Annotated in this window: 20 protein-coding genes and 1 pseudogene; 10 read left to right on the top strand and 11 right to left on the bottom strand. The window is 62.9% G+C overall.

Annotated features, from left to right (window positions below):
• Positions 1 to 103: 103 nt before the first annotated feature.
• Together V1289_RS28535 and V1289_RS28540 are read left to right on the top strand one after the other, a co-directional pair.
• Positions 104 to 238, top strand: coding sequence for a hypothetical protein (locus V1289_RS28535; RefSeq protein WP_334400804.1), 135 nt, complete (start codon positions 104 to 106; stop codon positions 236 to 238).
• A 289-nt stretch (positions 239 to 527) separates the two neighbouring features.
• Positions 528 to 2,015: a hypothetical protein gene (locus V1289_RS28540; protein ID WP_334400806.1), complete on the top strand. Its 1,488-nt coding sequence runs from the start codon at positions 528 to 530 to the stop codon at positions 2,013 to 2,015.
• 189 nt (positions 2,016 to 2,204) lie between these two features.
• On the opposite strand, the gene V1289_RS28545 is transcribed toward V1289_RS28540, so the two are convergent.
• The gene (locus V1289_RS28545; protein WP_334400808.1) at positions 2,205 to 3,995 is read right to left on the bottom strand and encodes an adenylate/guanylate cyclase domain-containing protein; all 1,791 of its coding nucleotides are present in this window, start codon (positions 3,993 to 3,995) and stop codon (positions 2,205 to 2,207) included.
• 576 nt (positions 3,996 to 4,571) lie between these two features.
• Here V1289_RS28545 and V1289_RS28550 point away from each other — a divergent pair.
• The 3 genes from V1289_RS28550 (at position 4,572) to ltrA (V1289_RS28560) (ending at position 7,810) form a co-directional block, all read left to right on the top strand.
• A complete protein-coding gene (locus V1289_RS28550; RefSeq protein WP_334408023.1) occupies positions 4,572 to 4,913 on the top strand; it encodes a hypothetical protein in 342 nt (113 codons plus the stop codon).
• Positions 4,804 to 5,904 (top strand): group II intron reverse transcriptase/maturase, encoded by a 1,101-nt coding sequence (ltrA, locus tag V1289_RS28555; RefSeq protein WP_334407723.1) that lies wholly within the window; start codon positions 4,804 to 4,806, stop codon positions 5,902 to 5,904. Before V1289_RS28550 ends, ltrA (V1289_RS28555) begins: the two co-directional genes overlap by 110 nt.
• A gap of 580 nt (positions 5,905 to 6,484) precedes the next feature.
• Positions 6,485 to 7,810, top strand: a complete 1,326-nt coding sequence (ltrA, locus tag V1289_RS28560; protein WP_334397564.1) for a group II intron reverse transcriptase/maturase — start codon at positions 6,485 to 6,487, stop codon at positions 7,808 to 7,810.
• Positions 7,811 to 8,264: 454 nt separating this feature from the next.
• Here ltrA (V1289_RS28560) and V1289_RS28565 read toward each other — a convergent pair whose 3' ends face one another.
• The 3 genes from V1289_RS28565 to V1289_RS28575 form a co-directional block, all read right to left on the bottom strand.
• Positions 8,265 to 8,561: a hypothetical protein gene (locus V1289_RS28565; RefSeq protein WP_334400810.1), complete on the bottom strand. Its 297-nt coding sequence runs from the start codon at positions 8,559 to 8,561 to the stop codon at positions 8,265 to 8,267.
• Between the two features lie 994 nt (positions 8,562 to 9,555).
• Positions 9,556 to 12,432: an EAL domain-containing protein gene (locus V1289_RS28570; RefSeq protein ID WP_334400812.1), complete on the bottom strand. Its 2,877-nt coding sequence runs from the start codon at positions 12,430 to 12,432 to the stop codon at positions 9,556 to 9,558.
• 119 nt (positions 12,433 to 12,551) lie between these two features.
• Positions 12,552 to 13,550 (bottom strand): NAD(P)H-quinone oxidoreductase, encoded by a 999-nt coding sequence (locus V1289_RS28575; RefSeq protein ID WP_334400814.1) that lies wholly within the window; start codon positions 13,548 to 13,550, stop codon positions 12,552 to 12,554.
• A gap of 108 nt (positions 13,551 to 13,658) precedes the next feature.
• Here V1289_RS28575 and V1289_RS28580 point away from each other — a divergent pair, with 108 nt between their 5' ends.
• The gene (locus V1289_RS28580) at positions 13,659 to 13,850 is read left to right on the top strand and encodes a DUF1192 domain-containing protein (protein WP_334400816.1); all 192 of its coding nucleotides are present in this window, start codon (positions 13,659 to 13,661) and stop codon (positions 13,848 to 13,850) included.
• 408 nt (positions 13,851 to 14,258) lie between these two features.
• Complete coding sequence (gene rcdA / locus V1289_RS28585) at positions 14,259 to 14,771, top strand: protease adaptor protein RcdA (RefSeq protein WP_334400818.1); 513 nt, start codon at positions 14,259 to 14,261, stop codon at positions 14,769 to 14,771.
• A 219-nt stretch (positions 14,772 to 14,990) separates the two neighbouring features.
• Here the strand turns inward: rcdA and rpmE are convergent, their stop codons facing one another.
• A complete protein-coding gene (gene rpmE, locus V1289_RS28590) occupies positions 14,991 to 15,218 on the bottom strand; it encodes a 50S ribosomal protein L31 (protein WP_074273128.1) in 228 nt (75 codons plus the stop codon).
• Positions 15,219 to 15,398: 180 nt separating this feature from the next.
• On the opposite strand from rpmE, the gene V1289_RS28595 reads away from it, so the two are divergent.
• The gene (locus V1289_RS28595) at positions 15,399 to 17,255 is read left to right on the top strand and encodes an ABC transporter ATP-binding protein/permease (RefSeq protein WP_334400820.1); all 1,857 of its coding nucleotides are present in this window, start codon (positions 15,399 to 15,401) and stop codon (positions 17,253 to 17,255) included.
• Positions 17,256 to 17,267: 12 nt separating this feature from the next.
• Here the strand turns inward: V1289_RS28595 and V1289_RS28600 are convergent, their stop codons facing one another.
• The 3 genes from V1289_RS28600 to V1289_RS28610 form a co-directional block, all read right to left on the bottom strand.
• On the bottom strand, positions 17,268 to 17,513 hold the full coding sequence (locus V1289_RS28600) for a hypothetical protein (protein WP_334400822.1): 246 nt from the start codon (positions 17,511 to 17,513) through the stop codon (positions 17,268 to 17,270).
• A 144-nt stretch (positions 17,514 to 17,657) separates the two neighbouring features.
• A complete protein-coding gene (locus V1289_RS28605; RefSeq protein ID WP_309179921.1) occupies positions 17,658 to 18,686 on the bottom strand; it encodes a peptidoglycan -binding protein in 1,029 nt (342 codons plus the stop codon).
• 172 nt (positions 18,687 to 18,858) lie between these two features.
• Positions 18,859 to 19,857 carry a flagellar motor protein MotA gene (locus tag V1289_RS28610; protein WP_334400825.1) on the bottom strand — a complete coding sequence of 333 codons (999 nt, stop codon included), beginning with the start codon at positions 19,855 to 19,857 and terminating at the stop codon, positions 18,859 to 18,861.
• 181 nt (positions 19,858 to 20,038) lie between these two features.
• Between V1289_RS28610 and V1289_RS28615 the strand changes: the two are divergent.
• Both V1289_RS28615 and V1289_RS28620 read left to right on the top strand, forming a co-directional pair.
• A pseudogene (locus V1289_RS28615) lies at positions 20,039 to 20,218 on the top strand (DUF1295 domain-containing protein); the annotation flags it as partial.
• Positions 20,219 to 20,268: 50 nt separating this feature from the next.
• Positions 20,269 to 21,294, top strand: a complete 1,026-nt coding sequence (locus V1289_RS28620; protein ID WP_334400827.1) for an SAM-dependent methyltransferase — start codon at positions 20,269 to 20,271, stop codon at positions 21,292 to 21,294.
• A gap of 125 nt (positions 21,295 to 21,419) precedes the next feature.
• Here V1289_RS28620 and V1289_RS28625 read toward each other — a convergent pair whose 3' ends face one another.
• The 3 genes from V1289_RS28625 to V1289_RS28635 all read right to left on the bottom strand — a co-directional run bounded on the left by V1289_RS28625 (position 21,420) and on the right by V1289_RS28635 (position 24,070).
• The gene (locus V1289_RS28625; protein WP_309179918.1) at positions 21,420 to 22,214 is read right to left on the bottom strand and encodes an inositol monophosphatase family protein; all 795 of its coding nucleotides are present in this window, start codon (positions 22,212 to 22,214) and stop codon (positions 21,420 to 21,422) included.
• A gap of 90 nt (positions 22,215 to 22,304) precedes the next feature.
• On the bottom strand, positions 22,305 to 23,381 hold the full coding sequence (locus V1289_RS28630; RefSeq protein ID WP_309179917.1) for a tetratricopeptide repeat protein: 1,077 nt from the start codon (positions 23,379 to 23,381) through the stop codon (positions 22,305 to 22,307).
• An 8-nt stretch (positions 23,382 to 23,389) separates the two neighbouring features.
• A complete protein-coding gene (locus tag V1289_RS28635; RefSeq protein WP_334400830.1) occupies positions 23,390 to 24,070 on the bottom strand; it encodes a thiamine phosphate synthase in 681 nt (226 codons plus the stop codon).

The following is a 24,070-nucleotide window of genomic DNA, read 5'->3' on the forward strand; positions in this document are numbered from 1 at the left end:
ACGCGACCGGTGATGGGGAGCATACCACCATCGATCGATGGCCTGATCTTCGGTCGGCGAACATCGCCGACGCAGCTCCTTCATACATCTGGACGATGCGGTTGTGGCCGAACTCAACGCCCTCACCAAGCCGGATCTCGATTACCCGTGGAACGTGCTGCCCCTCGGCGCCGGTATCCAGCAAGGAAGCTGCACCATCAACGGCGTGTCGGCAGAGCCGTTCGTCCGACAGAAGTGACGCCATATTTCGTCGTCAAGTCAGCTCTTAACCCGTCGGGCAAATCAGCGCTGCCAGCTCGTCCCATCCTTTCCCGGCAAGAGGGGCGGTCGCGGGTCGTCACGAACGGGAGCGCGCCGTGCCCTCCGATGGTCTTGCAGATCGTTTTGGTCTAGCGTGAACCAGGGGCGGTATTCGAACTTCATCCCGTGTGGACGGCGATATCGTGCGGTCCGACCGCGAAGCTCCAGCGCGAACAACGGGCGGAGCCGCCCCCCGGGGCGGCGTCGCGTCCCCGGGGCCATGGGCCGTGCTGGCGTGGGCCGCGCTGCTGGTGGCGATCGTGGTATCGTTCAGGCCGGCGGTCCCGGTCATCTGGGGCGACACGCCGTCCTTCGTGGAATCTGCGCTTCGCACGCTCGAGGCTGGAAGGCCGACCGTGGCGGGTGGGCGCGATCCGGGCTACCCGGCGTTCCTGGCCGTGACGTTTGCGTTCGGAGGCGACCTCGGAACGGTGGTACGCCTGCAGCAGGCGGCGTGGGCCGTCCTGATGCTGGCGCTTGCGGCAACCGCCCATGCGGCGACGCGCAACGCCGGTGGGCTCGTGCCGATCATCCTCGTCGCGACGTATCCGGGCCTGCTGCTGTTCAGGAACGTCCTCACCGCAGAGCTTCTGTTTGCGGTCTTCCTCAATCTGGCGACGGCTGGATTGCTCGTTGCCACCTGCGTCGGCAAAACAGCGCGGTGCTGCGCGGTCGCTGTCTCCGTCCTGTGCGCGGCGCTCGCGGCGTGCTTCAGATCGCAGGGAGTCCTGGTCCCAATCGCCGCCGTCGTGGTGGGCGCCCGCCTCGCCCGGCCAGACACGTCCGCGCGCCTTGCCGTGATTGCCGTGTCCGTCGCGGCAGCGCTGGCACTCCTCGCCGCCGGTTCCCGGTTCGGGGCTTCCGACTCCGACCAAGCCTCGGTCGTGTTCGTCCCCAAGACACTGTTCTGCAATCACCTGAACATCGTGCTTGCAAGCGATGCAGCGCGACGCGAGATCGTGTCGGCGGCCGGCGACAGCGCGGACGCCACGATGGCGCGGCTTGCCGCCGACTTCGCCGCGGAGCCGGGTCGCTGGCCCGTGCTCGGGTTCTTCGGCGACGCGTGCCTCTTCGACACCGCACTGGATCGAGACGTCGCCGGCGGTGCCGGGAACGCCGCAGGCGCGGCCGCAGCCTATCGGCGCATCTTCCTGGCCGCCGTACGTGACCGGCCGCTGGCCTACGCGGGCAAGTTCGTCCGTCAGATGGCCTATGGGGTCTCGGTCGCATGGCCGGCCTACGGACTCGACCCTGCCATACCGGTGTCGACCGACGACGTGCCGCACGTGTCCGACATCATGATGCGGCATGGCCGGGCGGCTCAGCCGATCGATCTGCAAGGCGGACCAGTTCGGATCGGCCTGTTGTCCGATCTCCCAGGCATCTCCGCCTATCTGTTCAGGGCATTGTCTACCGCCTTCGTTATCGCCGTCATGTTTTGGACGGTGACCGCTGTGCGGCGTCGGCGCCCCGGCTTCGTGACGCGCGCGGGTATCGTGCTCGTGATGTGGGCGGCTTCGATCGTGACCGCCGCCGGCGCCCACACCCTCGACGTCTGGCGATACCTGATTCCCGCAGTGCCAATGGTAGGGCTCATGCTGTCCCTGTTCGCCGTCGAACTGGCCGAAACAACAATGGCTGATCACGCGGCCCGCTCTGCGACGATCAGACGTGCGATGCCTTCCGGCCCCGGCAGCGGCTCATCGGTATCGTAGCGATCCGCTGCCCTCGATGTCCGAGTTGGGGGCATTCGCGTCGTTTTGACTATCCGACGGTGACTTCCGGTCTTCCCCTGTAAGCAGATATGCTGGGAGCCTGTCAGCATGTCTCAAAAGTGCCGTTAGCGGAAGTCGCGCTCATTCGATCACCTCGTCGCCAAGGGCGACGTACCTTGGCCGGGATAGTCACTCGGGCAGCCCTGCTTGCCGCAATCCTTCTTCATATCGCGCGACGTCCTCAGCACGTCGATAAGGGCCAAGCACGTCTTTGAAATTGGAAAGGCGCGTGGGGTTCAGTTCTCGCAGCCGAGCCGCTGCCTTGTGTGCTTGCTCCGGCCGCCCGGCCATTGCGTTGCTTGCGGCGGTGATACGTAATCCAGGTAGATAGTCCGGACTGCACTGCAATGCCATTGCCGCCCATGATGCCGCTTCGTCATAGCGGCCCAGGAAGAAATGTGCATACGCGGTCCCGGCTCGCATTCCCATCAGCCACGGATCAAGTGGGCTCAGGCGCATGGCACGTGCGAAGCGCTCGATCGCCGTTTCCGGCTCGCCGAGCCAGATTTTTACCCAGCCGCCGAAATTCCATGCCTCGGCCAAATTGGAATTAAGCACAAGCGCGCGATCGACTAAGCCGGCGCCTACCCCGAGATCCCGAACAACAAACGCTAACGCATTCCCGCCAGCGGCGAGCGCGATCGCGTCATCCTTGCCCAACTCAACCGCCCGTTGGGTGAGCCTCTTCACTTCGGCAATCGCGTTCGCTGTGTCTGAAATCCAGCCATTGATCTTGGCAATGACGTAGCAAAAGGCTGCACGACCGTAGGCGGAGGCAAATTCCGGGTCGAGCTCGATCGCGCTGTTGAACAGGCGCAATGCCTCGTCGTTCGCTTGCCGGTTACCAAACTGATAAAGCCGGGCCAGACCGCGCAAATAGAGGGCATAAGCGTCGAGACTCGCGGTCGGCTTGCGCTTGGCGCGCTCGATCTCGGCTTTTTCCACCGCAGGCGCGATCGCCCCGACAACGCTCTCAGTCACCTGGTCCTGCAGATCGAAGATGTCGCCGAGCCCGCCATCAAACCGATCGGCCCAAAGATGTGCTCCAGTAGCGGTATCGACCAGTTGTCCCGTGATGCGCACTCGTTTTGCCGCCTTGCGAACGCTCCCTTCCAACACGTAGCGCACCCCAAGCTCGCGCCCCACCTGCTTCACGTCGACGGCGTGCGCCTTGTAGGTGAAGCTGGAGTTTCGGGCGATGACAAATAGCGCCTTGAAACGGGACAGCGCCGTGATGATGTCCTCGGCCATTCCATCGGCAAAGTATTCCTGTTCCGGATCGCCGCTCATGTTCTGAAACGGGAGCACGGCGATGGACGGCTTGTCGGGGGGAGGGAGGACCTGAGGTTGGCTCATAGCCAGACCTGATTTTACTGCGGAAGGGGCTTGACCAGTCAGCCGTACCCGCCACGCTCGCATCGGCTCAGCTATATTTCTAAGGGACTGCTGTCCCATATCATCACAGGCGATCTCGACCTTGCCTCGAACCTGCCGATAGGCATCATCGGACATGCAGACCCCGCCCGGTTCGGCGATGCCTTCAAGGCGGGCAGCAATATTGACGCCGTCGCCGAAGATATCATTATCATCAAAAATGATGTCACCGACATGAATGCCGATGCGGAATTCGATCCTTTGATCCTGCGGCACGGCGGTATTTTGCTCGGCCATGCTGCGCTGGATTTCAACCGCATTGTGCACCGCATCGACGGCGCTGGCAAACTCGACCAGCATTCCGTCGCCCGTAGTCTTGACGATGTGGCCGCGATGCGCCGCGATTGCGGGGTCGACAAGCGCTTTTCTAATCGACTTTAACTGGGCTACCGTACCTTCTTCGTTGGCGCCCATCAGCCGACTATATCCCGCGATGTCCGCCGCAAGAATAGCCGCCAGTCGCCGTTCCACGCGCTCTTCGCTCAAGACGCACCTCGGCCGGGAAATCAAATAACTATTTAGCAGAAAAATAAGCCGATGTCCGATTGCCCAATGTCCGAGATGGGTGTGCGCCGTGCAAAGGCGGCGCTTTCCAGTGGGTGCAAGCCCCACCCGGCAACCGCTCCAGCCGGAAGCAATCGGAGCAGTCATGGAGGTAACGAAGTGGCTGAAGCCTTCGATTAGCGTGTCACGAATTGGTGACAGCGCGAGTGTGCAGGCCGTAACGCGAGTGAACGCCGAGCAAGCCTCGAAAAGGACGATGCGCAGGCCGACCCGACAACCCTTTCGGGGAGGGCTGATACGGCTGGGTGGAGTAGAGCGAAGAGTACGCCCAACCGCTGCGCCGGGGTAGTGGCGACAGCATGTACACAAGGAAAGCGTACGCAACACGGGAAGCCCCATGGCGTGGTCAGCAATGACCAACCGGAAGCCCGCGAGGGACAGGCTGGGCGCCCCGGGGGTGGCGGAGAGGTTCGTAGTACCGCTGAAGCCGGGTAATGCCGGTGGAGGGAAGGGACCTCAGTTCAAAACAGACGCAACAAGTGGTGAGGGATTTGGAGATTGGGCAACCTATCAACTCCGAAGAGTGTTCAGAAACTGCAGACGGCGTTGCACGCGAAAGCGAAGGCAGAAGCCGGCTATCGGTTCTATGCCCTGTACGACAAGATCAGCCGCGAGGACATTCTGGCCCATGCTTATGCCCAGTGCCGTTCCAACAAGGGCGCACCGGGTGTGGATGGTCAGGACTTCGCGGACATCGAGGCGTACGGGGGTGCAGCGGTGGCTTGGCGAACTGGCGCTTGCGCTCAGGCAGGAGACGTATCGACCGGATCCTATCAGAAGAGTGTACATACCGAAGGCCAATGGCAAACTCAGGCCATTGGGCATTTCGACCTTGCGTGATCGGGTCTGCATGACGGCAGCGATGCTGGTGCTGGAACCGATCTTTGAGGCCGATCTTCCGCCAGAGCAGTATGCCTACCGTCCCGGGCGCAATGCCCAACAGGCGGTGGTCGAGGTGGAAGCGCAGCTGTTCCGCGGCCATCCGGAAGTCGTTGACGCCGACCTCGCGGACTACTTCGGGAGCATTCCGCATGCCGAACTTCTAAAGTCGGTAGCGCGCCGGATTGTTGATCGGCGCGTGCTGCATCTGATCAAGATGTGGCTGGAATGTCCCGTGGAAGAAACCGACGATCGAGGACGGACGAAACGCACGACCGAAGCCCGTGACAGGCGGCGAGGCATTCCGCAGGGCTCACCCATCTCACCGCTGCTGGCGAATCTCTACATGCGCCGGTTTGTGTTGGGATGGAAGATGCTCGGGCTGGAGCAAAGCCTCGGCTCTCGCATCGTGACCTATGCCGACGACCTCGTGATCTTGTGCCGGAGGGGCAAAGCCGAAGAAGCCTTGCAGCAACTGCGCAAGATCATGAGCAAGCTGAAGCTAACGGTCAACGAGGAGAAGACACGAATCTGCAAGGTACCGGAAGAGGAGTTCGACTTCCTGGGATACTCGTTCGGACGGATGTACTCAGCGAGAACCGGCCAGGCGCGCCTGGGGTACCGGCCATCGAAGAAAAGCATCAAGCGCATGGTGGAGAACATTCACGCGCTGACCGTCCGATCTGGGATATGGCAAGAAACCACAGAGCTGGTGGGTAAGTTGAACCGCATGCTGCGCGGATGGGCGAACTACTTCAAGGTAGGCACCGTCAACAAGGCGTACCGGGCGATCGACAACTACACCGCTGTGCGGTTGCGCCGGTGGTTGCGCTCCAAGCACAAGGTCAGGCGACGTAAGGGCGGGGCTTATCCACTCTCGCACCTCTACGGGCACTTCGGGCTCGTACGCTTAACTGCGCTTGGACACGACGTGCCGTGGGTGAAGGCGTGAAGTCTTGTCCGAGAGCCGGATGCGGGAAATCTGCCTGTCCGGTTCGATGAGCGTTGCGCCTTGCAAGCGCGTTGAAGTCTGCCGTCTGCGATGACGGCCGCGGCAAAGCCTAGCGAGCAGCCGCGAACCGAGTCTTGCGTGGCGTCCGGTAACGGCCGTTGCGAAGCGTAGACAGGGAGGTTGTAGGCCGGAATGAAGTGAACGGGAAAATAGCCCCGAAATCGAACGTGATCGGAGTAGCCGACCCTGTCGCTCAAAGGGGAAGGCGGAATCGCAGGCCGCGACAACGCGAGCGGTCTGAGATGCTCCCGGGGTTCGTACCGCCAGCATGCAACCATAGGAAGCAACGTGAACAAGGGAGATCCATCCGGTTCAGGCGCAAGCCTGTAGGACCTGCCAAGCCGAAGAGGTGAGAAGGGTCTGATGACCGGGTGGAAGTCAGACTGACTGGTAGTACTCCGAGGACGGGAAAGCCGGCTACATGGGGAAGCGGTCAGCGGTAGTTGAATTGTTCTTGGGCGACATGGGCTCCATTCAACGGGAGTTACGGCCTTCTACTCAGTGAGAAGATCAGCTGACCATGGAAACGAAACTTGAACAAATAGCAGTGAAAGCTCGACGCGAACCAAAACTCCGTTTCACGTCGCTGGCTCATCACATCACGCGCGATCGGGTGCGGAAGAATCTGTTGCAGATTCCGAAGCGGTCGGCCACTGGGGTGGATGGACAGACGGTGGAGACGGCGAAGAAGAGCTTCGATGGATGGATAGAGCCGATGCTCCAGTCCATTCACCGCCAAGGATATAGAGCGCCGGATATCCGGCGGGTCTATATCCCCAAACCCGGCAAGACGGAAAAGCGGCCACTTGGCGTGCCGACTGTCGCCGACCGGGCGCTCCAGCGCAGCACGGCCGAAGTGTTGTCTGCCATTTATGAGCAGGACTTTCTGCCCTGCTCATTCGGTGGCCGGCCAAAGCTCAGCGCTCATCATGCTCTGGCGACCCTCAATGAGGTCATCGCCGGCGGCAAGATGGGCTGGGTGCTGGAGGCGGATCTCAAGAACTTCTTCGGGAGTCTCAATCATGATTGGGTGCTCCGGTTCGTCGCGCATCGAGTCGGTGATCCACGCCTGATCAGTTTGATCCGGCGCTGGCTGAAAGCGGGTGTCTTAGAAGATGGAAAGGTCCATCCGAACGAGGAAGGAACACCGCAAGGGGGATCGATCAGCGTACTTTTGAGTAACCTCTATCTTCACTACGTGCTCGACCTCTGGTTCGAACGCGTGGTGAAGAGCCGGTTGCGGGGCGAAGCCCGGCTGGTGCGCTATATCGATGACTTTGTGATCTGCTTCCAATATCGATCGGACGCCATCCGTGTTCAGGACGCCTTACGCCTTCGGTTGGGAAAGTTCGGCCTCACTCTTGAGCCGACCAAGACCAAATTGGTTGAGTTTGGTCGGTTCGCGCAGCGACACGCAGGCAAACGCGGCAGAAAACGCCCGGAGACCATCTACTTCTTGGGTCTGACGCTGTATTGCACGCGAAACCAGAAGGGTAACTTCAAGGTTGGGATGCGCACCGAGAAATCTCGCTTGTGGCGCAGCCTTACGTCTCTGCAGGAGCTTATGCGGCAAATACGACATCACACGATCAGTGACCAGGTCGGCGAAATCAACGCCTTCCTACGCGGCCACTATGCCTATTACGGTGTCGCCGGGAATCTTCGGTGTCTCGTGAAGGTGTACCGCGCCGTGGAGCGTTACTGGCATCGGATGTTGCGCAGCCGCAGCTGGGCCGGACGAGCCCTCAACTGGAGCATGTTCAACCAGATCAACGAACGGACGCCGTTACTGAAACCAAAGCTGCGCCTCCCATATACGGAGTTGCAGGCTCTTGCAGTGCTGTGAATCAACTGTCGAAGAGCGTAGTGCGGCAAATCCGCATGCTACGTTCTGTGGGAGCCGGAGGCGGGCAACTGCCTCCGGCGACCCGGTGGATGTGGAAACGGAGCCATGGTGGAACCACTAAGGCACCGCCAAACGAAAGAGGCGGAAAACAGATATGTTCGAACCTAAAGCCACCGCGCCACATCTCGACTCCACCATTCGCGACGTTTTGACCGTGCACCGGCCACTTCCGGTCTTCCCCGGTAAGCAGACATGCTCGGGGCCTGTCAGCATGTCTCAAAAGTGCCAACAGGCGGACATCGCGCGTGCACTCCTCGGGACAATTTTCTGAGTGAAGACTTGGCGTTCACCCGCAAAGGTCGAAGTGAACGCGACTTTTCTTGTTGACAAGCGCTGCGACCGCCTCTCGACGCCATGCTTGCGCATGCAGCGGATAGGTAGCCTTTACGAACAATTACGCATCAGATTCTATATTCACCAAAACTTCCCCGGCGATGATTTCGGGGTCTCCAAGATCCAGGTCATGCAGGCTTGCTTGAACGAACTCCCGTACTTTTTCGTTCGCCGCATTGGCGGTTTCGCGGTCCTCGAATATCATCACAGCGACACCGACGCCTTCGCCCCCATCCAGTACATAATAAGATCTGAATCCGCGCGATTCCCTTAGGATCTGACCGATGCCGCTTTTGGCGCGGCGAGCAGCATCCGCAACCGAGCGAACCTTGGTGTACTTTCGAATGACTATGTACATGAGGCCACCATGCGGCTCAGTTCCAGCCCCACGCATCAAAGCATATCGGGCCGCTGCTGGACTAGGGCCTACTTCCGAGTCGGGTCATTTCCGACTTCAGTTCGATCCTGAACGATGCCCGCTTGGCGACCACGAACCGACGTGCAGGAGGTCAGAAGCAACTTCCGAAGAGTGGCCGAAGCGGCTGTGGGCGCCGTGAAATTCCCCAGAGTCTTGCCTGACGGGCAAATCAGCAAAATAGCTGTCGAGTCTATCATAAGAAAAATATTCCTGTTTTCAATTGACCCCAAATCAGTTCAGAACTCTCGCCATCCCGTCCCTCACAGGGGCGTATCGCGGACGTTGAGATGGGATGCGGTGGACGCGGCAGCGTTGCGCGCGCTTGTGGTTGCAGGGTGGGTTTCAAGCCTGTGAGCAATCAGTGGTGCGCAAGACGAACGACGCTATCGCGTACGGCAAAACCGTGTGGTCCTGGCACCCGTTGCTGGTGTCAAGTTGGCGGAGGCGAAGTCAACTCAACCGAGCTTGACCAGCCTTAATCCGCCGATGACGGTGACAAGACGAATTCGTCGCCGGGGAGCACGGCATAAGCCGTAAAACCATTGCGCGGGGAATGCCGGATTGCCTCCGCTGAACCTGTATGCTCGTGTGCGTTTTTCCTTGTGCAATTTTGCACACGAGACCGCGGGTGCAGCGCGCACCCGGCATTCCCTGCTCCCTCTCATTCCGAGGGTGGCGACGCAAAACCCGGACGCTATCCGCGCCGCGGGAATAATTTTCGTCGTCCCGGACAAGTGAGCCAACGGGTCCGGCCTCTGGCCGGCCCGATGACAGGCTCCGCGAACGCGATCCGGGACCCATAACCACCGATGCCTATGTTATTTCAGGCTGGAGCTCCAATCCCCTTCATAACCAATATCGGTGGTTATGGGTCCCGGCGTTCGCCTGGCGTTCGCCGGGACGACGGAGAGAGTCGCGTCCGCTTCTGGACGGCCTAACTCGCCGCTTCCAGCCGCTCTTCGGTCAACAGCCGCATCGCGGCATCGGCGTCCATCGGCTCGCCGAAGGCAAAGCCTTGCGCGTATTCGCAGCCCAGTTGATAGAGCTCGACCGCATCCGAATCCGTCTCCGCGCCCTCGGCGACGACGTCCATGCCGAGGTCGTGGGCGAGTGCGATGATCGATTTCAGGATCACCGGGCGGGTGCCGCGGCTGGTGGTGCGCACGAAGGACTGGTCGATCTTGATGGTGTCGAACGGGAAACGCTGCAGGTAGGCCAGCGACGAATGGCCGGTGCCGAAATCGTCCAGCGACAGGCCGGTGCCGAGTTCGCGGATGCGGGTCAGCATCTGCGCCGCGTGCTCCGGATTCTCCATGACCAGCGATTCCGTCAATTCCAGCTTCAGCGTGCCGCGCGCCACCGAGGAGCGCGACAGCACGGTGCGGATATCGTGGATCAGATCGTGGCGCAGCAATTGCCGCGAGGAGACGTTGACGCTGGCGAAGATCGGCTCGCGCGAGCGCATCGCGCGCTGCCAGATCGCAAGCTGTTTGGCGGTCTGGTCCATCACGAACATGCCGAGATCGACGATCAGGCCGATCTCTTCGGCGATCGAGATGAATTCCGACGGCGACATCCGCCCGAGTTTTGGATGATCCCAACGCGCCAGCGCCTCGAAGCCGGCGATCGAGCGATCCTCGAGCCGCACGATCGGCTGGTACAGGATGGTGATTTCCTGGCGCTCGATGGCGCGGCGCAGTTCCGATTCCAGCGTCAGCCGGTCGGTTTTGCGCGCACGCATCGCCGGCTTGTAGACGTCGATGCGGTCGCCGCCGATGCGCTTGGAATGATACATCGCGAGCTCAGCATCCTTGATGATTTCATCAGAGAGCTGTGTCTGCGGATCGGACAATGCGAGCCCGATCGAGGCGGTCAGAAAGATCTCGCGGTCGTTGAAGGCGATCGGCGCACGGATGGTCTTGCGGATGGTTTCGGCGAAGGCGGTGATGCGCGCCGGATCCTGTTCCGACATCAGGATCAGGCCGAACTGGTCGCCGGCGAGTCGGGCCAGCGTATCCTGCGGTTTGAGGATCCGGGTCAGCCGCCGCGCCAGCGTCAGCAGGATCGAGTCGCCGACTGCGATGCCGACGGAATCATTGACCTGCTTGAAGCGGTCGAGGTCGATCACCATCAGCGTCGGCCGCAGGTTCGGCATGGTCTTGGCGAAATTGGCGACCGCGCCGAGGCGGTCGATGAACAATTTGCGGTTCGGCAGGCCGGTCAAATTGTCATGCACGCTATCGTGCAGCATGCGCTCTTCGGCGTTCTTGGCCTCGGTCACGTCGGTCAGCGTGCCGACCACGCGCGAGACCTCGCCGTCGGAGCCGACCACCGGGCGCGCTTTGAGCGCAAACCACATGAAGTGGCCGTCGGGGGTGCGCAAGCGGAAATCCTGCACCAGGCGGCCGCGGCGCTGGTCGAGCACGCTGTCGAGCGCGGCGCGGAAGCGGTCCTGGTCGAGGGGATGCAGCACCTCGAGCCATTTTGCGGCCGGGCCTTCCAAGGTGCCGCGCTTGAGGCCGAGCAGGCTTTCGGTCTCGGGGCTGGTGAACACCTTGTCGGCGGAAACGTCCCAGTCCCAGATCAAATCGCCCGAGCCGGTCAGCGCCAGCGCGCGGCGCTCGACGTCGGAAACCACGCCGGTGGTAGCGCCGCCGCCCGCAAAAGCGTGCTGCATGACCGTAAATCCGATCAGCATCACGATCAGCACGAGGCCGCCGAGCAGTGCCGGGCCGACGATGTCGTTGGTGACGGAGCCTGCCACCGCCATGCCGGCGGCGACCACCCAGACCACCAGCAGGAACCAGGTCGGGATCAACAGCACCGCGCGGTCGAAACCGTGGGTGGAGAGATAGACGATGAGGGCAAAGCCGGCGAAGGCAATCAGCACCAGCGACATCCGCGCGATGCCCGAGGCCACCGCCGGATCGAACAGCGCCAGCGCCACCAGCGAGCCCAGGAAAGTGAGCCAGCCGACGGTGATGTGGGAATAACGCACATGCCAGCGGCTCAGATTGAGATAGGCGAACAAAAACACCAAAAGCGTCGCCGCCAGGATCGCCTCGCCCGCCGCGCGCCAGACGCGCTCGGCGTTGTTCGACATGTCGAGCACCTTGCCCCAGAAGCCGAAATCGACCCCGATATAGACCAGCACCGCCCAGGCCAGCGCCGCGGCGGCCGGGAACATGATGCTGCCCTTGACCACGAACAGGATGGTCAGCACCAGCGCCAGCAGGCCGGAAATACCGATCACGATGCCCTGGTAGAGCGTGAACGAGTTGACCTTGTCCTTGTAGGCGTCGGGTTCCCACAGATAGAGCTGCGGCAATTTATCGGTGCGCAATTCCGCGACGAAGGTGATGACGGCGCCGGGATCGAGCGTGATGCGGAAGATGTCGGCGGTCGCGCTCTCCTGACGCTCGGGGCGGTCGCCGGTCGACGGCGTGATGGTGGCGATGCGCGACAGTCCCAAATCGGGCCACAAGAGCCCCGAAGATACGATGCGATAGTGAGGAGCGACGATCAGGCGGTCGAGCTGATCATCGGTGTTGTTGGCGAGCGCGAACACCACCCAGTACTGGCCGCCTTCGCGGGCGCGGACTTCGATGCGGCGGACGATGCCGTCGGTGCCGGGCGCGGTGGAAACCTGGATACGGTCGGTATCGCTGCGCTGATGATCGAGCACCGCGGTGAGATCGATTGCAGGCGCGTCGCTGCGGACGCTGACCGCGTCGATGGCGCGCGCGGGCGGCGCGGCGGCAACAATCATGAGGCCCAGCGCGAGCGGCGCAAGGCACCTGATCAGACGCAATGTCAGTACTCCGCGATCAACATCATTCCGGGCGCAGCGAATGGCCCTTCGTTGCCGCGATAAATGACATGAAAGCGAAGGAAATCAAAGGGTTTCCGCCTCCGCTTCGCTCGGGATCGTTAAACCGCCAACACAATTTTGCCAATATGTTCACTGGTCTCCATCCGGCGGTGCGCGTCAGCGGCCTTTTCCAGCGGGAATGTGCTGTCCATCAGGGGTTTTACCCGTCCCTCGCGCAATAGCGGCATCACTTTGGCCTCGATGGCGGCGACCATCGCGGCCTTGTCCGCATTACTACGGGGGCGGAGCGTCGAGCCAGTGTGGGTCAGGCGCTTCACCATCACCTTGGCAATGTTGACGGTCACCTTGGGGCCGTTGAGCGTTGCGATCTGGACGATACGGCCGTCGATCGCGGCGGCATCATAGTTGCGATCGACGTAGTCGCCGGCGACCATATCGAGAATGAGGTTGGCGCCCGCATTATTGGTCTCCGCCTTGACCACGGCGACGAAATCTTCGGTCTTGTAGTTGATGGCGCGGTCGGCGCCGAGCTTGAGGCAGGCGTCGGCCTTGTCCTTGGAGCCGACGGTGACCATGACCTTGGAACCGAGCGCCTTGGCGAGCTGGATCGCCATGGTGCCGATGCCGGACGAGCCGCCATGGATCAAGAGCGTCTCGCCCGGCTTCAGGGCGCCGCGCTCGAACACATTGTGCCAGACCGTCATCAGCGTTTCCGGGACCGCGCCGGCTTCCTGCATCGACAGGCTCGGCGGCACCGCCATCGCCTGCCCATCTTGCGCGATGCAATATTGGGCGTAGCCGCCACCGGCCACCAGCGACATCACCTTGTCGCCAAGCTTGTGCCTGGTGGCGCCCGCGCCGAGCGCGACCACTTCGCCGGCGATTTCAAGGCCGGGCAGATCGCTGGCGCCGGGCGGCGGCGGGTAGGCGCCGGAGCGCTGTGCGACGTCGGGACGGTTGACGCCGGCGGCCAACACCTTGACCAGGATTTCGCCGGGACCGGGCACTGGGACGCTGCGGGTTTCCGGCAACAGCACCTCGGGGCTGCCGGGCTTGCTGATGCCGATGACGGTCATTTGCGCGGGCAGCTTTTCCATGATTTGTCCTTGCGAAAGGCTGAGAATTTTGAAAGCGGCCCCTGCATTAGCCAGCCGCATAGCGGCTGGCAACCGCCTCAGGGGATCGCCGAACACGGAGCAAAACGCATGGCCGCCGAGGATGACGACAAGCCGCGGAACAAGGTCACCCACGAGATCGGACAGGACCTGTCGCTGTTGTCGGTCGAGGAACTGACCGAGCGCATCGCATTGATGAATTCGGAAATCGAACGGCTGCAGCAAGCGTCGGCCAAGAAGCGCGCATCGAAGGATGCGGCGAACAGTTTTTTCAAGTCGTAGAGAATTCGAACTCGCCACACGTCGTCGCGGCCTACCGCCGGGACGACGAGCGCGCCTGTCCCAAACTAGGCCAATGGCCGACATGGCAAACGAAGCCTAAAGAAAATCGCTCATTTACGATCGGTTAAGCTTTCTCGATTATGACTTGGATCGTCCTCGTTTGGACACCGAGTGGCTCCTGTCCACTCTGTTTGACGCCTCCCTGTTATCAACTTCAAAAGCCGCCGGAAACGGCGGCTCTTTTTTGGCGCGGTTGCGGATTCTGCCTTTCGCCTGTCCCGTCACTGCGCTGGAAACCATAAATCCGGTTGCGGCTGGACTCTCGCCCGCACAAGCGCAATGACTTGTTCATCATAAGCCGGCGGTTTTCCAAGCCGGCAGCGTAGCAGTGGCGTGAGGGCGTTAACCATGGCGGACCGTTTGCAAAGCGAATCCGCGCTCGTTCAGTTCAGCGAGCGGCTGACTAATTCGGCGGCATTCGGAACCTTGTTCCGGGAAGGCATGGATCTCGTCGAGCAGACCGCCGCCTATCTCGATGGCGACGGCCGCACCGAAGCCAAGGCGCTCGAACGCTCCGTCAGCCTCACCTATGCGACCGAAAGCATGCGGCTGACCACGCGGCTGATGCAGCTTGCGTCCTGGCTGTTGCTGCATCGCGCGGTGAAGGAAGGCGAGATGACGCTGAGCCAGGCCAACCGCGAAAAGACCAAGGTCAAGCTCTCGGCCGCCGATCCCGGCCCCGAAGACATGATCGCAAAATTGCCCCAACAATTGCAGGACCTGATTTCGCGTTCGATGAACCTGCAATCGAGGGTGCGCAGGCTCGATGTCACGATCCATGCGCCGGCGACCGAACGCGCGCCGATCGGCAATCCGCTGGTGCCGCAGCTCAACCGGCTGAAGGCGGCGTTCGAGCAGTAAGCCGGGCTTCTATCAACATCGTCATTGCGAGGAGCGAAGCGACGAAGCAATCCAGCTTTCCGCATCGTTGCCCTATGGATTGCTTCGCGGAGCCTGTCATCGGGCGCGCGTTCGCGCGACCCGGTGGCTCGCAATGACGGGATGGGGTTGCCCAACAAAAAACGCCCCTGTTCAGGGGCGTTTTGCATTTCTGGGCTGAAACGACGAGGTTCGAAACCCTCAGTCCTTCTTGAGGAAGCCCGAAAACTTCTTCTGGAACCGGGACACGCGGCCGCCGCGATCGAGCATTTGCTGGGTGCCGCCGGTCCAGGCCGGGTGCGACTTGGAGTCGATGTCGAGGTTCAGCTTGTCGCCTTCCTTGCCCCAGGTGGAGCGGGTCAGATACTCCGTACCGTCGGTCATGACGACCGTAATCGTATGATAATTCGGGTGAATTTCGGCTTTCATGGCATATCCTTCGGCGCGCCGGCGCCCGTCTCAAAGTGTCAAAGGGTACGGATTTGGCCGGGTCTATAACGCAGCCGGGCGGTTAAAACAAGCTACGTATCCTGCCTGATTGGGAATCTCCCGGATTTGCCTAAGGGGGCGGCGAAGCCTATCTGGGGGCTTGCAACCGGGTCGGATGACATGAGCACAGCGGAACAGCTTGAAGACACCGGTGGCGGCGCGCCGCCGCGGCGCGACACGCTGCTCGAGGAAGAGGCCTTCATCGAAACCCAGCTGACGCATCCGGCGAAGAGCGGCGCCAAGCTGCGTCCGCTGCTGGCGCTGGCGCCTTACGTGGCGCGATATCGCGGCCGCGCGATGCTCGCCTTTGTCTCGCTCACCATCGCTGCGATCACGACCCTGGTCGTGCCGGTCGCGGTCCGGCGCATGATCGACTTCGGCTTCAGTCCCGAAGGCATCGCCATGATCAACAGCTATTTCAGCGTCATGATCGCGGTGGTCGCGATGCTGGCCGGCGCCAGCGCATCGCGGTACTATCTGGTCATGACCATCGGCGAGCGCATCGTCGCCGATCTCCGGCGCGACGTGTTCGCGCATCTGATCGCGCTGTCGCCCGCCTTCTTCGATTCCGCGCGCAGCGGCGAACTGGTGTCGCGGCTGACGGCCGATACCACCCAGATTAAATCTGCGGTCGGCGCATCGGTATCGATCGCGCTGCGCAATCTGATGCTGTTCTTCGGCGCCACCACCATGATGGTGATCACAAGCGCAAGGCTCTCGGGCTTCGTGCTGCTGGCGATCCCGGTGATCGTGATCCCGCTGGTGGCGTTCGGGCGCTGGGTGCGGCGGCTGTCGCGCAACGCACAGGATACGCTGGCGGACGCGACGTCCTATGCGTCCGAACTGCTCGGCGCGATCCGGACCGTGCAGGCCTTTACCAGCGAGCAACTGGCCAATGCGCGGTTCGGCGGCAATGTCGAACAGGCCTATGAGGCGGCGCGCAGTTCCACCCGGGCCCGCGCGGTGCTGACCTTCATCATCATCTTCATCGTGTTCTCCAGCGTTGTCGCGATCCTGTGGGTCGGATCGCACGACGTGCTGACCGGCTCGATCAGTCCCGGCCGGCTCGGCCAGTTCGTGCTGTACGCGGCATTCGCCGCGACCGGCCTCGGCCAGCTCAGCGAGGTCTGGGGCGAAGTCTCGGCGGCCTCCGGTGCGGCCGAACGGCTGTTCGAGATCCTGCGGGTGAAATCGCAGATCACGGCGCCGTCGTCGCCGCTGGCGCTGCCGGCGCCGCCGCGCGGCGATGTCGGTTTCGATGATGTCAGCTTCGCCTATCCGGCGCGGCCGGATGTGCTGGCGATCGATGGCGTTTCGCTGTCGGTGAAAGCGGGAGAGAAGGTCGCGATCGTCGGTCCGTCGGGCGCGGGCAAGAGCACCCTGTTTCATCTGCTGCTGCGGTTCTACGACCCGGCGTCGGGGGCGATCTCGCTCGACGGCGTGCCGATCAAGTCGGCCGATCCGGTCGACGTGCGCGCGCGCATCGCGCTGGTGCCGCAGGACTCCGTGGTGTTCGCGGCTTCCGCGCGCGAAAACATCCGCTTCGGCCGGCCCGACGCCAGCGATGCCGAGGTCGAGCGCGCCGCCGATCTAGCGCACGCCAGCGAATTCCTGCGACGTCTGCCCGGCGGCTTCGAGGCGCAGCTTGGGGAGCGCGGCGTGACGCTGTCGGGCGGCCAGCGCCAGCGCATCGCGATCGCGCGCGCGATCCTGCGCGATGCGCCGCTGTTGCTGCTCGACGAGGCGACGTCGGCGCTGGACGCGGAAAGCGAAACGCTGGTGCAGACCGCGCTGGAAGAACTGATGCGCCATCGCACCACGCTCGTCATCGCGCACCGGCTGGCCACGGTTTTGTCCTGCGACCGCATCATGGTGATGGACCAGGGCAAGATCGTCGAGCAGGGCACCCATGCCTCGCTGGTCGCGGCCAACGGGCTCTATGCGCGGCTGGCGCGGCTGCAGTTCGAGGGGATTTGAGCGCCTAATCTATCAATCGTCGGCGCATTTCGGTGAAAGCGTCGGCACATTCGACCACGGCCAGTTTTTCCAGGAGCCGTCCTTTCGGACGCAGGCTGTTGGGGATGTGCCGGGCGCCGATGCTTTGGGACGATCGGTCGGCGCTGCATTCCGGTCGACCGCGGCGATGCGCTGATTGGCATAGGTCGTGGATAGAAATCCTGCGACGATCACCGCCAAAAACGTCGCTGAGCCCTTGGCAAATTCGGCCCGCGTCATCGATCGCCTCCGCTCTTGCGCTGCGCACAATGCCGTCATGCCCGGGCCTGTCCCGGCATCTGCGTCCTTCTTTCAACCGTCTTGAGACGTGGATGGCCGGGACAAGCCCGGCCAGGTGTGGCGCTTTTCGTGCCAACGCCACACTCACCGTTCCGTCAGCTTCAACTCGATGCGGCGGTTGCGCTTGTAGGCCTCTTCCGTAGGCGCGGTGTCGAGCGGCTGGAATTCGGCAAAGCCAGCCGCGACCAGCCGCTGCGCCGGCACGCCGAGCGAGACCAGATATTGCACCACCGAGATGGCGCGCGCGGACGATAATTCCCAGTTCGACTTGAACAAGGGGCTGTTGATCGGCCGCACGTCGGTGTGGCCGTCGACCCGCAGCACCCAGGCGATTTCGCTCGGGATCTGCTTGTCCAGATCAATGAGCGCGGTCGCGAGCTTGTCGAGCTCGGCGCGGCCCTCGGGCAACAGCAAGGCCTGTCCGGTGTCGAAGAACACTTCCGACTGGAACACAAACCGGTCGCCGACGATGCGGATATCCGGCCGGTTGCCGAGAATGGTGCGCAGGCGGCCGAAGAATTCCGAACGGTAGCGCGACAATTCCTGCACCCGCTGCGCCAGCGCAACGTTCAGGCGCTGGCCGAGGTCGGCGATGCGGCCCTGCGATTCCTTGTCGCGTTTTTCGGAGGCGTCGAGCGCTTCTTCCAGCGCCGCCAACTGACGGCGCAGCGCGCTGATCTGCTGGTTCAGCACCTCGATCTGCGCCAGCGCCCGCGCCGTCACGGCTTTTTCGGAATCCAGCGCCTTGTTGAGTTCATTGGCGCGGCCCTGGGCGTCGCTGCCGGCGCCGGCAAGCCCTTCATAGAGCCCCTTGATGCGGTCGCGCTCACCCTCGGCGGACGCGAGGCCCGCGCGCAACTGCGATACCTGGTCGTCGAGGGAGAGCTTGCCGAGCTTTTCCAGCGACAGCAGATCGCTCAGTTGCGCGATCTTGGCGTTGAGCTGCTCCAGCGCCTTGTCCTTGCCGGTGACCTCCTGCGACAGGAAGAACTGCACCACCAAAAACACCGAGAGCAGGAACACGATCGAGAGCACCAGCGTCGACAGTGCGTCGACGAATCCCGGCCAGTAGTTGAAACCGGATTCGCTGCGGCGTGCACGGGCGAGGGCCATTCAAGATTCTCCGGTATCGTGTCCCGGACGCGGTGCAGCGTGTAACGCTGCTCCGCAGAGCCGGGACCTGGATGTTGGGTCCCGGCTCCGCGTCGCATCACCATAGCGCGTCGTAGAGACGCGCGTAAACGCGCTTATGGTGCTACGCCGCGTCCGGGACACGAGTTCGTTTCTAACTCTTCTCGGGCTGCCGGGCGATCCGCTCCAGCAGCTTCTTGATCTCGCGGTTTTGCTCGCCCTGACCGTCGGCCCATTCGCGGATCATCTGCTGCTCGGTGCGCATATGCGCGACCAGGCCCTGAATCGCTTCGGCGAGATTGGCCATCGCTGCGGTCGTGCCACGGGTGCCGCCGCCTTCCTCGACGACGGCACGCAGCTTTTCCATCGCATGCTGCAACTCGCCGCTGACGCCGGCGGCACCCTCGCCGGAATATTCGCGCACGGTCGAGGCAAGCCAGTCCTCGAGATCGGTATAGAAGCGGTTCTGAGCCTGGCTCGATTGCAGATCGAGGAAGCCGAGGATCAGCGAGCCAGCGAGACCGAACAGCGAGGACGAGAACGAAATGCCCATGCCGCCGAGCGGCGCGGCGAGACCCTCCTTCAGGGTATCGAACAGGGCGCCCGCGTCGCCGCCGACTTTCAGCCCGTCGATCACCTTGCCGACGGAACCGACGGTCTCGATCAGGCCCCAGAAGGTGCCGAGCAGGCCGAGGAAAACCAGCAAACCCGTCATGTAGCGGGAGATGTCGCGGGCTTCGTCCAGCCTTGTCGCGATCGAATCCAGCAAATGCCGCATGGTCTGCTGCGAGATCGACATCCGCCCAGTGCGCTCGCCGCCCAGGATCGCCGCCATCGGCGCCAGCAGCCTCGGACGCCGGTCGATCGCGAGGCCGGGATCGGCGATGCGGAAATTATTGACCCATGCCACTTCGGGATAGAGCCGGATCACCTGCCGGAACGACAGGATGGTGCCGATCAAAAGCACCATGCCGATCAGTGCGTTGAGGCCGGGATTGGCGAAGAAGGCGTTGATGATCTGCTTGTAAAGCACAATCGTCACGAGCGCGCACAGCACCAGAAACACCAGCATCCGCACCAGAAAGATCCGCGGCGAGGACAACTTGCTCAGTTCGATCTCCATTTCGGAGCGGGCGGCGGGACCTGAGGGCATTGCGGGCATATCCGTTGCGAAGATTCGGTTTCGGCCACCAATATGGCACAGCGGCGGGGGGAAAAAAGCTGGAAAGCCCTGATTCAGGCCGGCCGGCCGGGAACTTCAGGCTGAAAGCCGGCTTTGTTTCAGGCGTATATCGTGGCGTTCGGAATCTTAGCCCACCCAAGCGGGATTTTGCATGACCATTTTGTATCTGGAAGCGCGGGGCGCCATCGCCGTTTCGCTGTCGATCCTGATGGCGGGCGCCTTCCTGGTGCAGCAGCGCACCGGCAATTCCGGCTGGGTCGACACCATCTGGACCTTCTCGCTTGGCCTCACCGGCGCCGGCAGCGCGCTGTGGCCGGTCGCGCGCGCCAGTGGAGCCCGGTTTTCGGAAAAGATCGTGCTCAAAATGAAGGGAGTGGTCACATGAGCTTCGTCTCGACCATCATCGGCACCGCCGAACGGGTGCCGCTGCCGGACGTCATCATCCGCGCCGCGATCCACCGGCTGTGCTCGCGCACCGCCACCAAACTCGCCACCGGCAATGCCGAAAGCGACGCCTGGTTTGCCGACGAGATGGCGGCCCGTGCGATTGCCGAACATACCGACGCAGCCAATGTCCAGCGTTACGAAGTGCCGGCGGCGTTCTTCGCCCATGTGCTCGGCCCCAATCGCAAATATTCGTCGTGCTTCTACAGGGAGCCGGCCACCACGCTGCGGGAGGCCGAGGAAGAATCGCTGCGCCAGACCGTCGAGCATGCCGATCTCTTCGATGGACAATCGATCCTCGAACTCGGCTGCGGTTGGGGCTCGCTGTCGCTGTGGATGGCGCGGCAATTTCCGCGCTCAGAGGTGACGGCGGTGTCGAATTCGAATTCGCAGCGCGAACATATCGAGCGCGAAGCGGCGAAACGCGGATTGCCAAATCTGCGCGTCGTCACCGCTGACATGAATGTGTTCGACGCGAACGCGCAGTTCGACCGTATCGTCTCGGTCGAGATGTTCGAACACATGATGAACTGGCGCGAACTGATGACGGGTGTTCGTTCATGGCTGAAGCCCGACGGCCGTTTCTTCGTGCACATCTTCACCCATCGCTCCGGAGCCTATCTGTTCGACCGCGCCGATGCCGAGGACTGGATCGCGCAGCATTTCTTCGTTGGCCGCGTGATGCCGAGCCATCATTTGATCCGGCAATATGCCGATCTGCTCAGGATCGAGAAGGAATGGCGCTGGAGCGGCACGCATTACCAGCGCACCGCCCAGGACTGGCTGGTGAATTTCGATGCGAACCGCGACGAGATCGAAGGCATTCTCCGCGAAGTCTATGGCGACGACACCGCTTTGTGGATGCGCCGCTGGCGTTGGTTCTTCCTCGCGACATCAGGCTTGTTCGGTTACGCCGACGGCAGCGAGTGGGGCGTCAGCCATTACCGGATGAGGGCGGCGTAGTCGCTCATGTTGCCGGGCAAAAGTGCGGAGCGCGTCTTGAGATCAGAGACCCGGCAATCCATCGAGCAAGGACTCTCGCGAAGACGATGGATGCGCAGGTCGAGCCCGCGCATGACAGCTGTGGCTCACTTCCCCAGCGGCTTCAGTATCTTCACCAATTCCCCGTGCACGAACTCATTGCCGCAGATGACGTCTCCCGTCTTCAGCGGATCGTCGCTGCCCTGCATGCCCGAGACCACGCCGCCAGCCTCGCGGATCATGATCTGGCCGGCGGCCATGTCCCAGGGCTGCAAATTGCGTTCCCAGTAGCCATCGAGGCGGCCGGCGGCAACGAAGGCCATGTCGAGGGAGGCGGCGCCGAAGCGGCGGAAGCCTGCGACCTTGTTCTGGAGGACGGCCATTTCGCGGAGCGCCAATTCGTGATCGCCGCGCCCGATATGGGGCAGGCCGCAGGCCACCACGCATTCGTCGAGCTTGCGGCGGCCGGCGACGCGCAGCCGCTGGTCGTTGAGGAACGCGCCCTTGCCGCGTTCGGCGATGTAGAGCTCGTCATTGGCGGGATTGTAAATCACGCCGGCGATGATGGTGCCCTCGCGCTGCAGGCCGATCGAGATCGCAAATTGCGGAATGCCGTGCAGGAAGTTGGTGGTGCCGTCCAGGGGATCGACGATCCAGGTGTGGCTCTTGTCGGCGCCTTCGCGATTGCCGCCTTCCTCGCCGATGAAGCCATAACCCGGCCGCGACTTGGCGAGATCCGCGTAGAGCATTTCCTCGGCGCGCTTGTCGGCGAGCGAGACGAAATTCGCCGGACCCTTCAGCGACACCTGCAGATTCTCGATTTCGCCGAGGTCGCGACTGAGGCTGCGGCCGGCGCGGCGCGCGGCCTTGACCATGACGTTGATGAGGGCGGAAGATAGCATGTTCTGGGGCTTAAGGGGGGTCGGAGACAGGCGGCTCGGTGCCGCCGGGGCTTGGACTGGGTGCCCTCTCGAAACGGCGCCGTCAAGGCGTCATTTGACGTCTTTGCCGATCCATTTGCGCGCAGCTTCCTCGGCCTTGGCGCGATCCTCGGCGCTGAGGTTCGCCAGCGCCTCGTCCAGCTCCAGGTCGCCTTTGCCGGCGGTTTTGGCGACGATGTGCCATTTCAGGCCCTCGATCTTGTCCATCGGCGCGCCCTGTCCGCTCACCAGCACGCGGGCGAGGCGGTTCTGCGCGATCGGGCTGTTTTGCCGGGCTGCCTTGCGCAGCAGCGCGACGCCGGCGGCCTGGTTCTTCGGCGTGCCGGTGCCGTTGTAGAGCGCAATGGCATATTCGACTTCGGCATCGACATTGTCGGCGAGCGAGGCGGCCTGCAGCAGCCGCACCGCCTTGTCGATGTCCTTCGGGACGCCGGTGCCCTCCTTGTAGAAAGTCGCGAGCGCATATTGCGCCTCGGGACTGCCGGCGTCGGCGGCGACGCGCAGCAGCTCGGCGGCGCGCTTGAGGTCCTGCGGCAGCGTCTGACCGTCGAGATAAAGCAGCGCGAGATTATAGGCCGCCTTTGGGTTGCCGAGTTTTGCTGACGACGCCAGCAGCTTTACCGCTTCCTCGCGGTTGACCGGACCACCGCGGCCGGCGAGCCGCATCATGGCCAGCGCGAACATGCCCTCGCGGTCGCCGCCGTCGGCGGCGCGCTGGTACCATTCAGCGGCTTTCGCGTAGTCACGCTTGACGCCGAGCGCGTTGGCGTAGAGCTCGCCCAGCATGGTCATCGCCTTCGGGTCACGCGCATATTGCGCGCGCGTGGTCGCGAGATCGAACGTGGTCTTGTAGAGGCCGCGCTGATAGGCGCCGTAGACGGAATCGACATTGGGATCGTCGAAGGTGGGCGTCGGCGTGGGGGTGGGGGTCGGCGTCGCCGCAGGCTTTGGCGTTGCCGCGGGTTTCTTGGCCGCCGCCGCCGCTTTTGGCTTTGGTGTCTCTTTCCTGGCGGCCGGTTTGCTCGGCGGCGTTTGGGCTGCCGGCGGTGTGAGCTGGATTTGCGCCGATGCGCCGGCCGCCAGCATCAGGCAACCCGCGAAGATCGATATGGGACGCAGGAGTTTCATTTCCGGCGCTATCCCTGCTCCGCCCTGGTTTTGTCTGACGCCGTAGCGTGCGCCTGCCGGATCGCCTGCTCGACCTCGATCAGCGCCGTCTCCGCGCCGCGCGGATCGGCCCAGACGAAGTCGCCGACCAGGATGAAATCCGCTCCCGCGGCGGCGAATTCGCCGGCCTCTTCGCGCGAGGCGGCAAAGCCCACGCACGGCGGCTCGAACAGTTCGGCCCACCATTGCAGGCGTTCGGCGATCGCCTCCACCGAGGGCCGCTGCCCGCGCGCGTCGGGTTCGCCGAACAGCACATAGTCCGCGCCGGCTTCGCCCGCAGCCATCGAATCGTGCCGCGTGGTGAGGCCGCCGACGCCGGCGATACGGTCGGGCTTCAACGATGGCAGCGCGTCTTCCATGGCGGCAATGCCGGTCAGATGCGCGCCGTCGGCGCCGGCCCGGGCCACCAGTTCGACATGGCCATCGAGCAGCAGTGCCGCGCCGCCGTCCTGCACCACCGGCGCCAGCGTCTTGATGCGCGAGATCAGGGTGCGCTGGTCGGTCTGTTTCAGCCGCAGCAGCACGGCTGCGACATCGGCGGCGGCGAGCAAGCCGGAGAGGCCGGCCGCCAGCTGCGACGGATCGTCTATTTCGGGCGTTGCGAGGTAGAGCCGCGGCACCGGGCGCGGTGGAACAGGTTTTGCGGCCAA

This window comes from Bradyrhizobium sp. AZCC 2289, from assembly GCF_036924615.1.
Taxonomy (GTDB): domain Bacteria; phylum Pseudomonadota; class Alphaproteobacteria; order Rhizobiales; family Xanthobacteraceae; genus Bradyrhizobium.

Coding starts and splice junctions, on each gene's coding strand:
- ltrA (WP_334397564.1), top strand. CDS start 6,485: ATGGAAACGAAACTTGAACAAATAGCAGTGAAAGCTCGACGCGAACCA.
- V1289_RS28565 (WP_334400810.1), bottom strand. CDS start 8,561: ATGTACATAGTCATTCGAAAGTACACCAAGGTTCGCTCGGTTGCGGAT.
- V1289_RS28575 (WP_334400814.1), bottom strand. CDS start 13,550: ATGGAAAAGCTGCCCGCGCAAATGACCGTCATCGGCATCAGCAAGCCC.
- V1289_RS28580 (WP_334400816.1), top strand. CDS start 13,659: ATGGCCGCCGAGGATGACGACAAGCCGCGGAACAAGGTCACCCACGAG.
- rcdA (WP_334400818.1), top strand. CDS start 14,259: ATGGCGGACCGTTTGCAAAGCGAATCCGCGCTCGTTCAGTTCAGCGAG.
- rpmE (WP_074273128.1), bottom strand. CDS start 15,218: ATGAAAGCCGAAATTCACCCGAATTATCATACGATTACGGTCGTCATG.
- V1289_RS28595 (WP_334400820.1), top strand. CDS start 15,399: ATGAGCACAGCGGAACAGCTTGAAGACACCGGTGGCGGCGCGCCGCCG.
- V1289_RS28600 (WP_334400822.1), bottom strand. CDS start 17,513: ATGACGCGGGCCGAATTTGCCAAGGGCTCAGCGACGTTTTTGGCGGTG.
- V1289_RS28605 (WP_309179921.1), bottom strand. CDS start 18,686: ATGGCCCTCGCCCGTGCACGCCGCAGCGAATCCGGTTTCAACTACTGG.
- V1289_RS28610 (WP_334400825.1), bottom strand. CDS start 19,857: ATGCCCTCAGGTCCCGCCGCCCGCTCCGAAATGGAGATCGAACTGAGC.
- V1289_RS28620 (WP_334400827.1), top strand. CDS start 20,269: ATGAGCTTCGTCTCGACCATCATCGGCACCGCCGAACGGGTGCCGCTG.
- V1289_RS28625 (WP_309179918.1), bottom strand. CDS start 22,214: ATGCTATCTTCCGCCCTCATCAACGTCATGGTCAAGGCCGCGCGCCGC.
- V1289_RS28630 (WP_309179917.1), bottom strand. CDS start 23,381: ATGAAACTCCTGCGTCCCATATCGATCTTCGCGGGTTGCCTGATGCTG.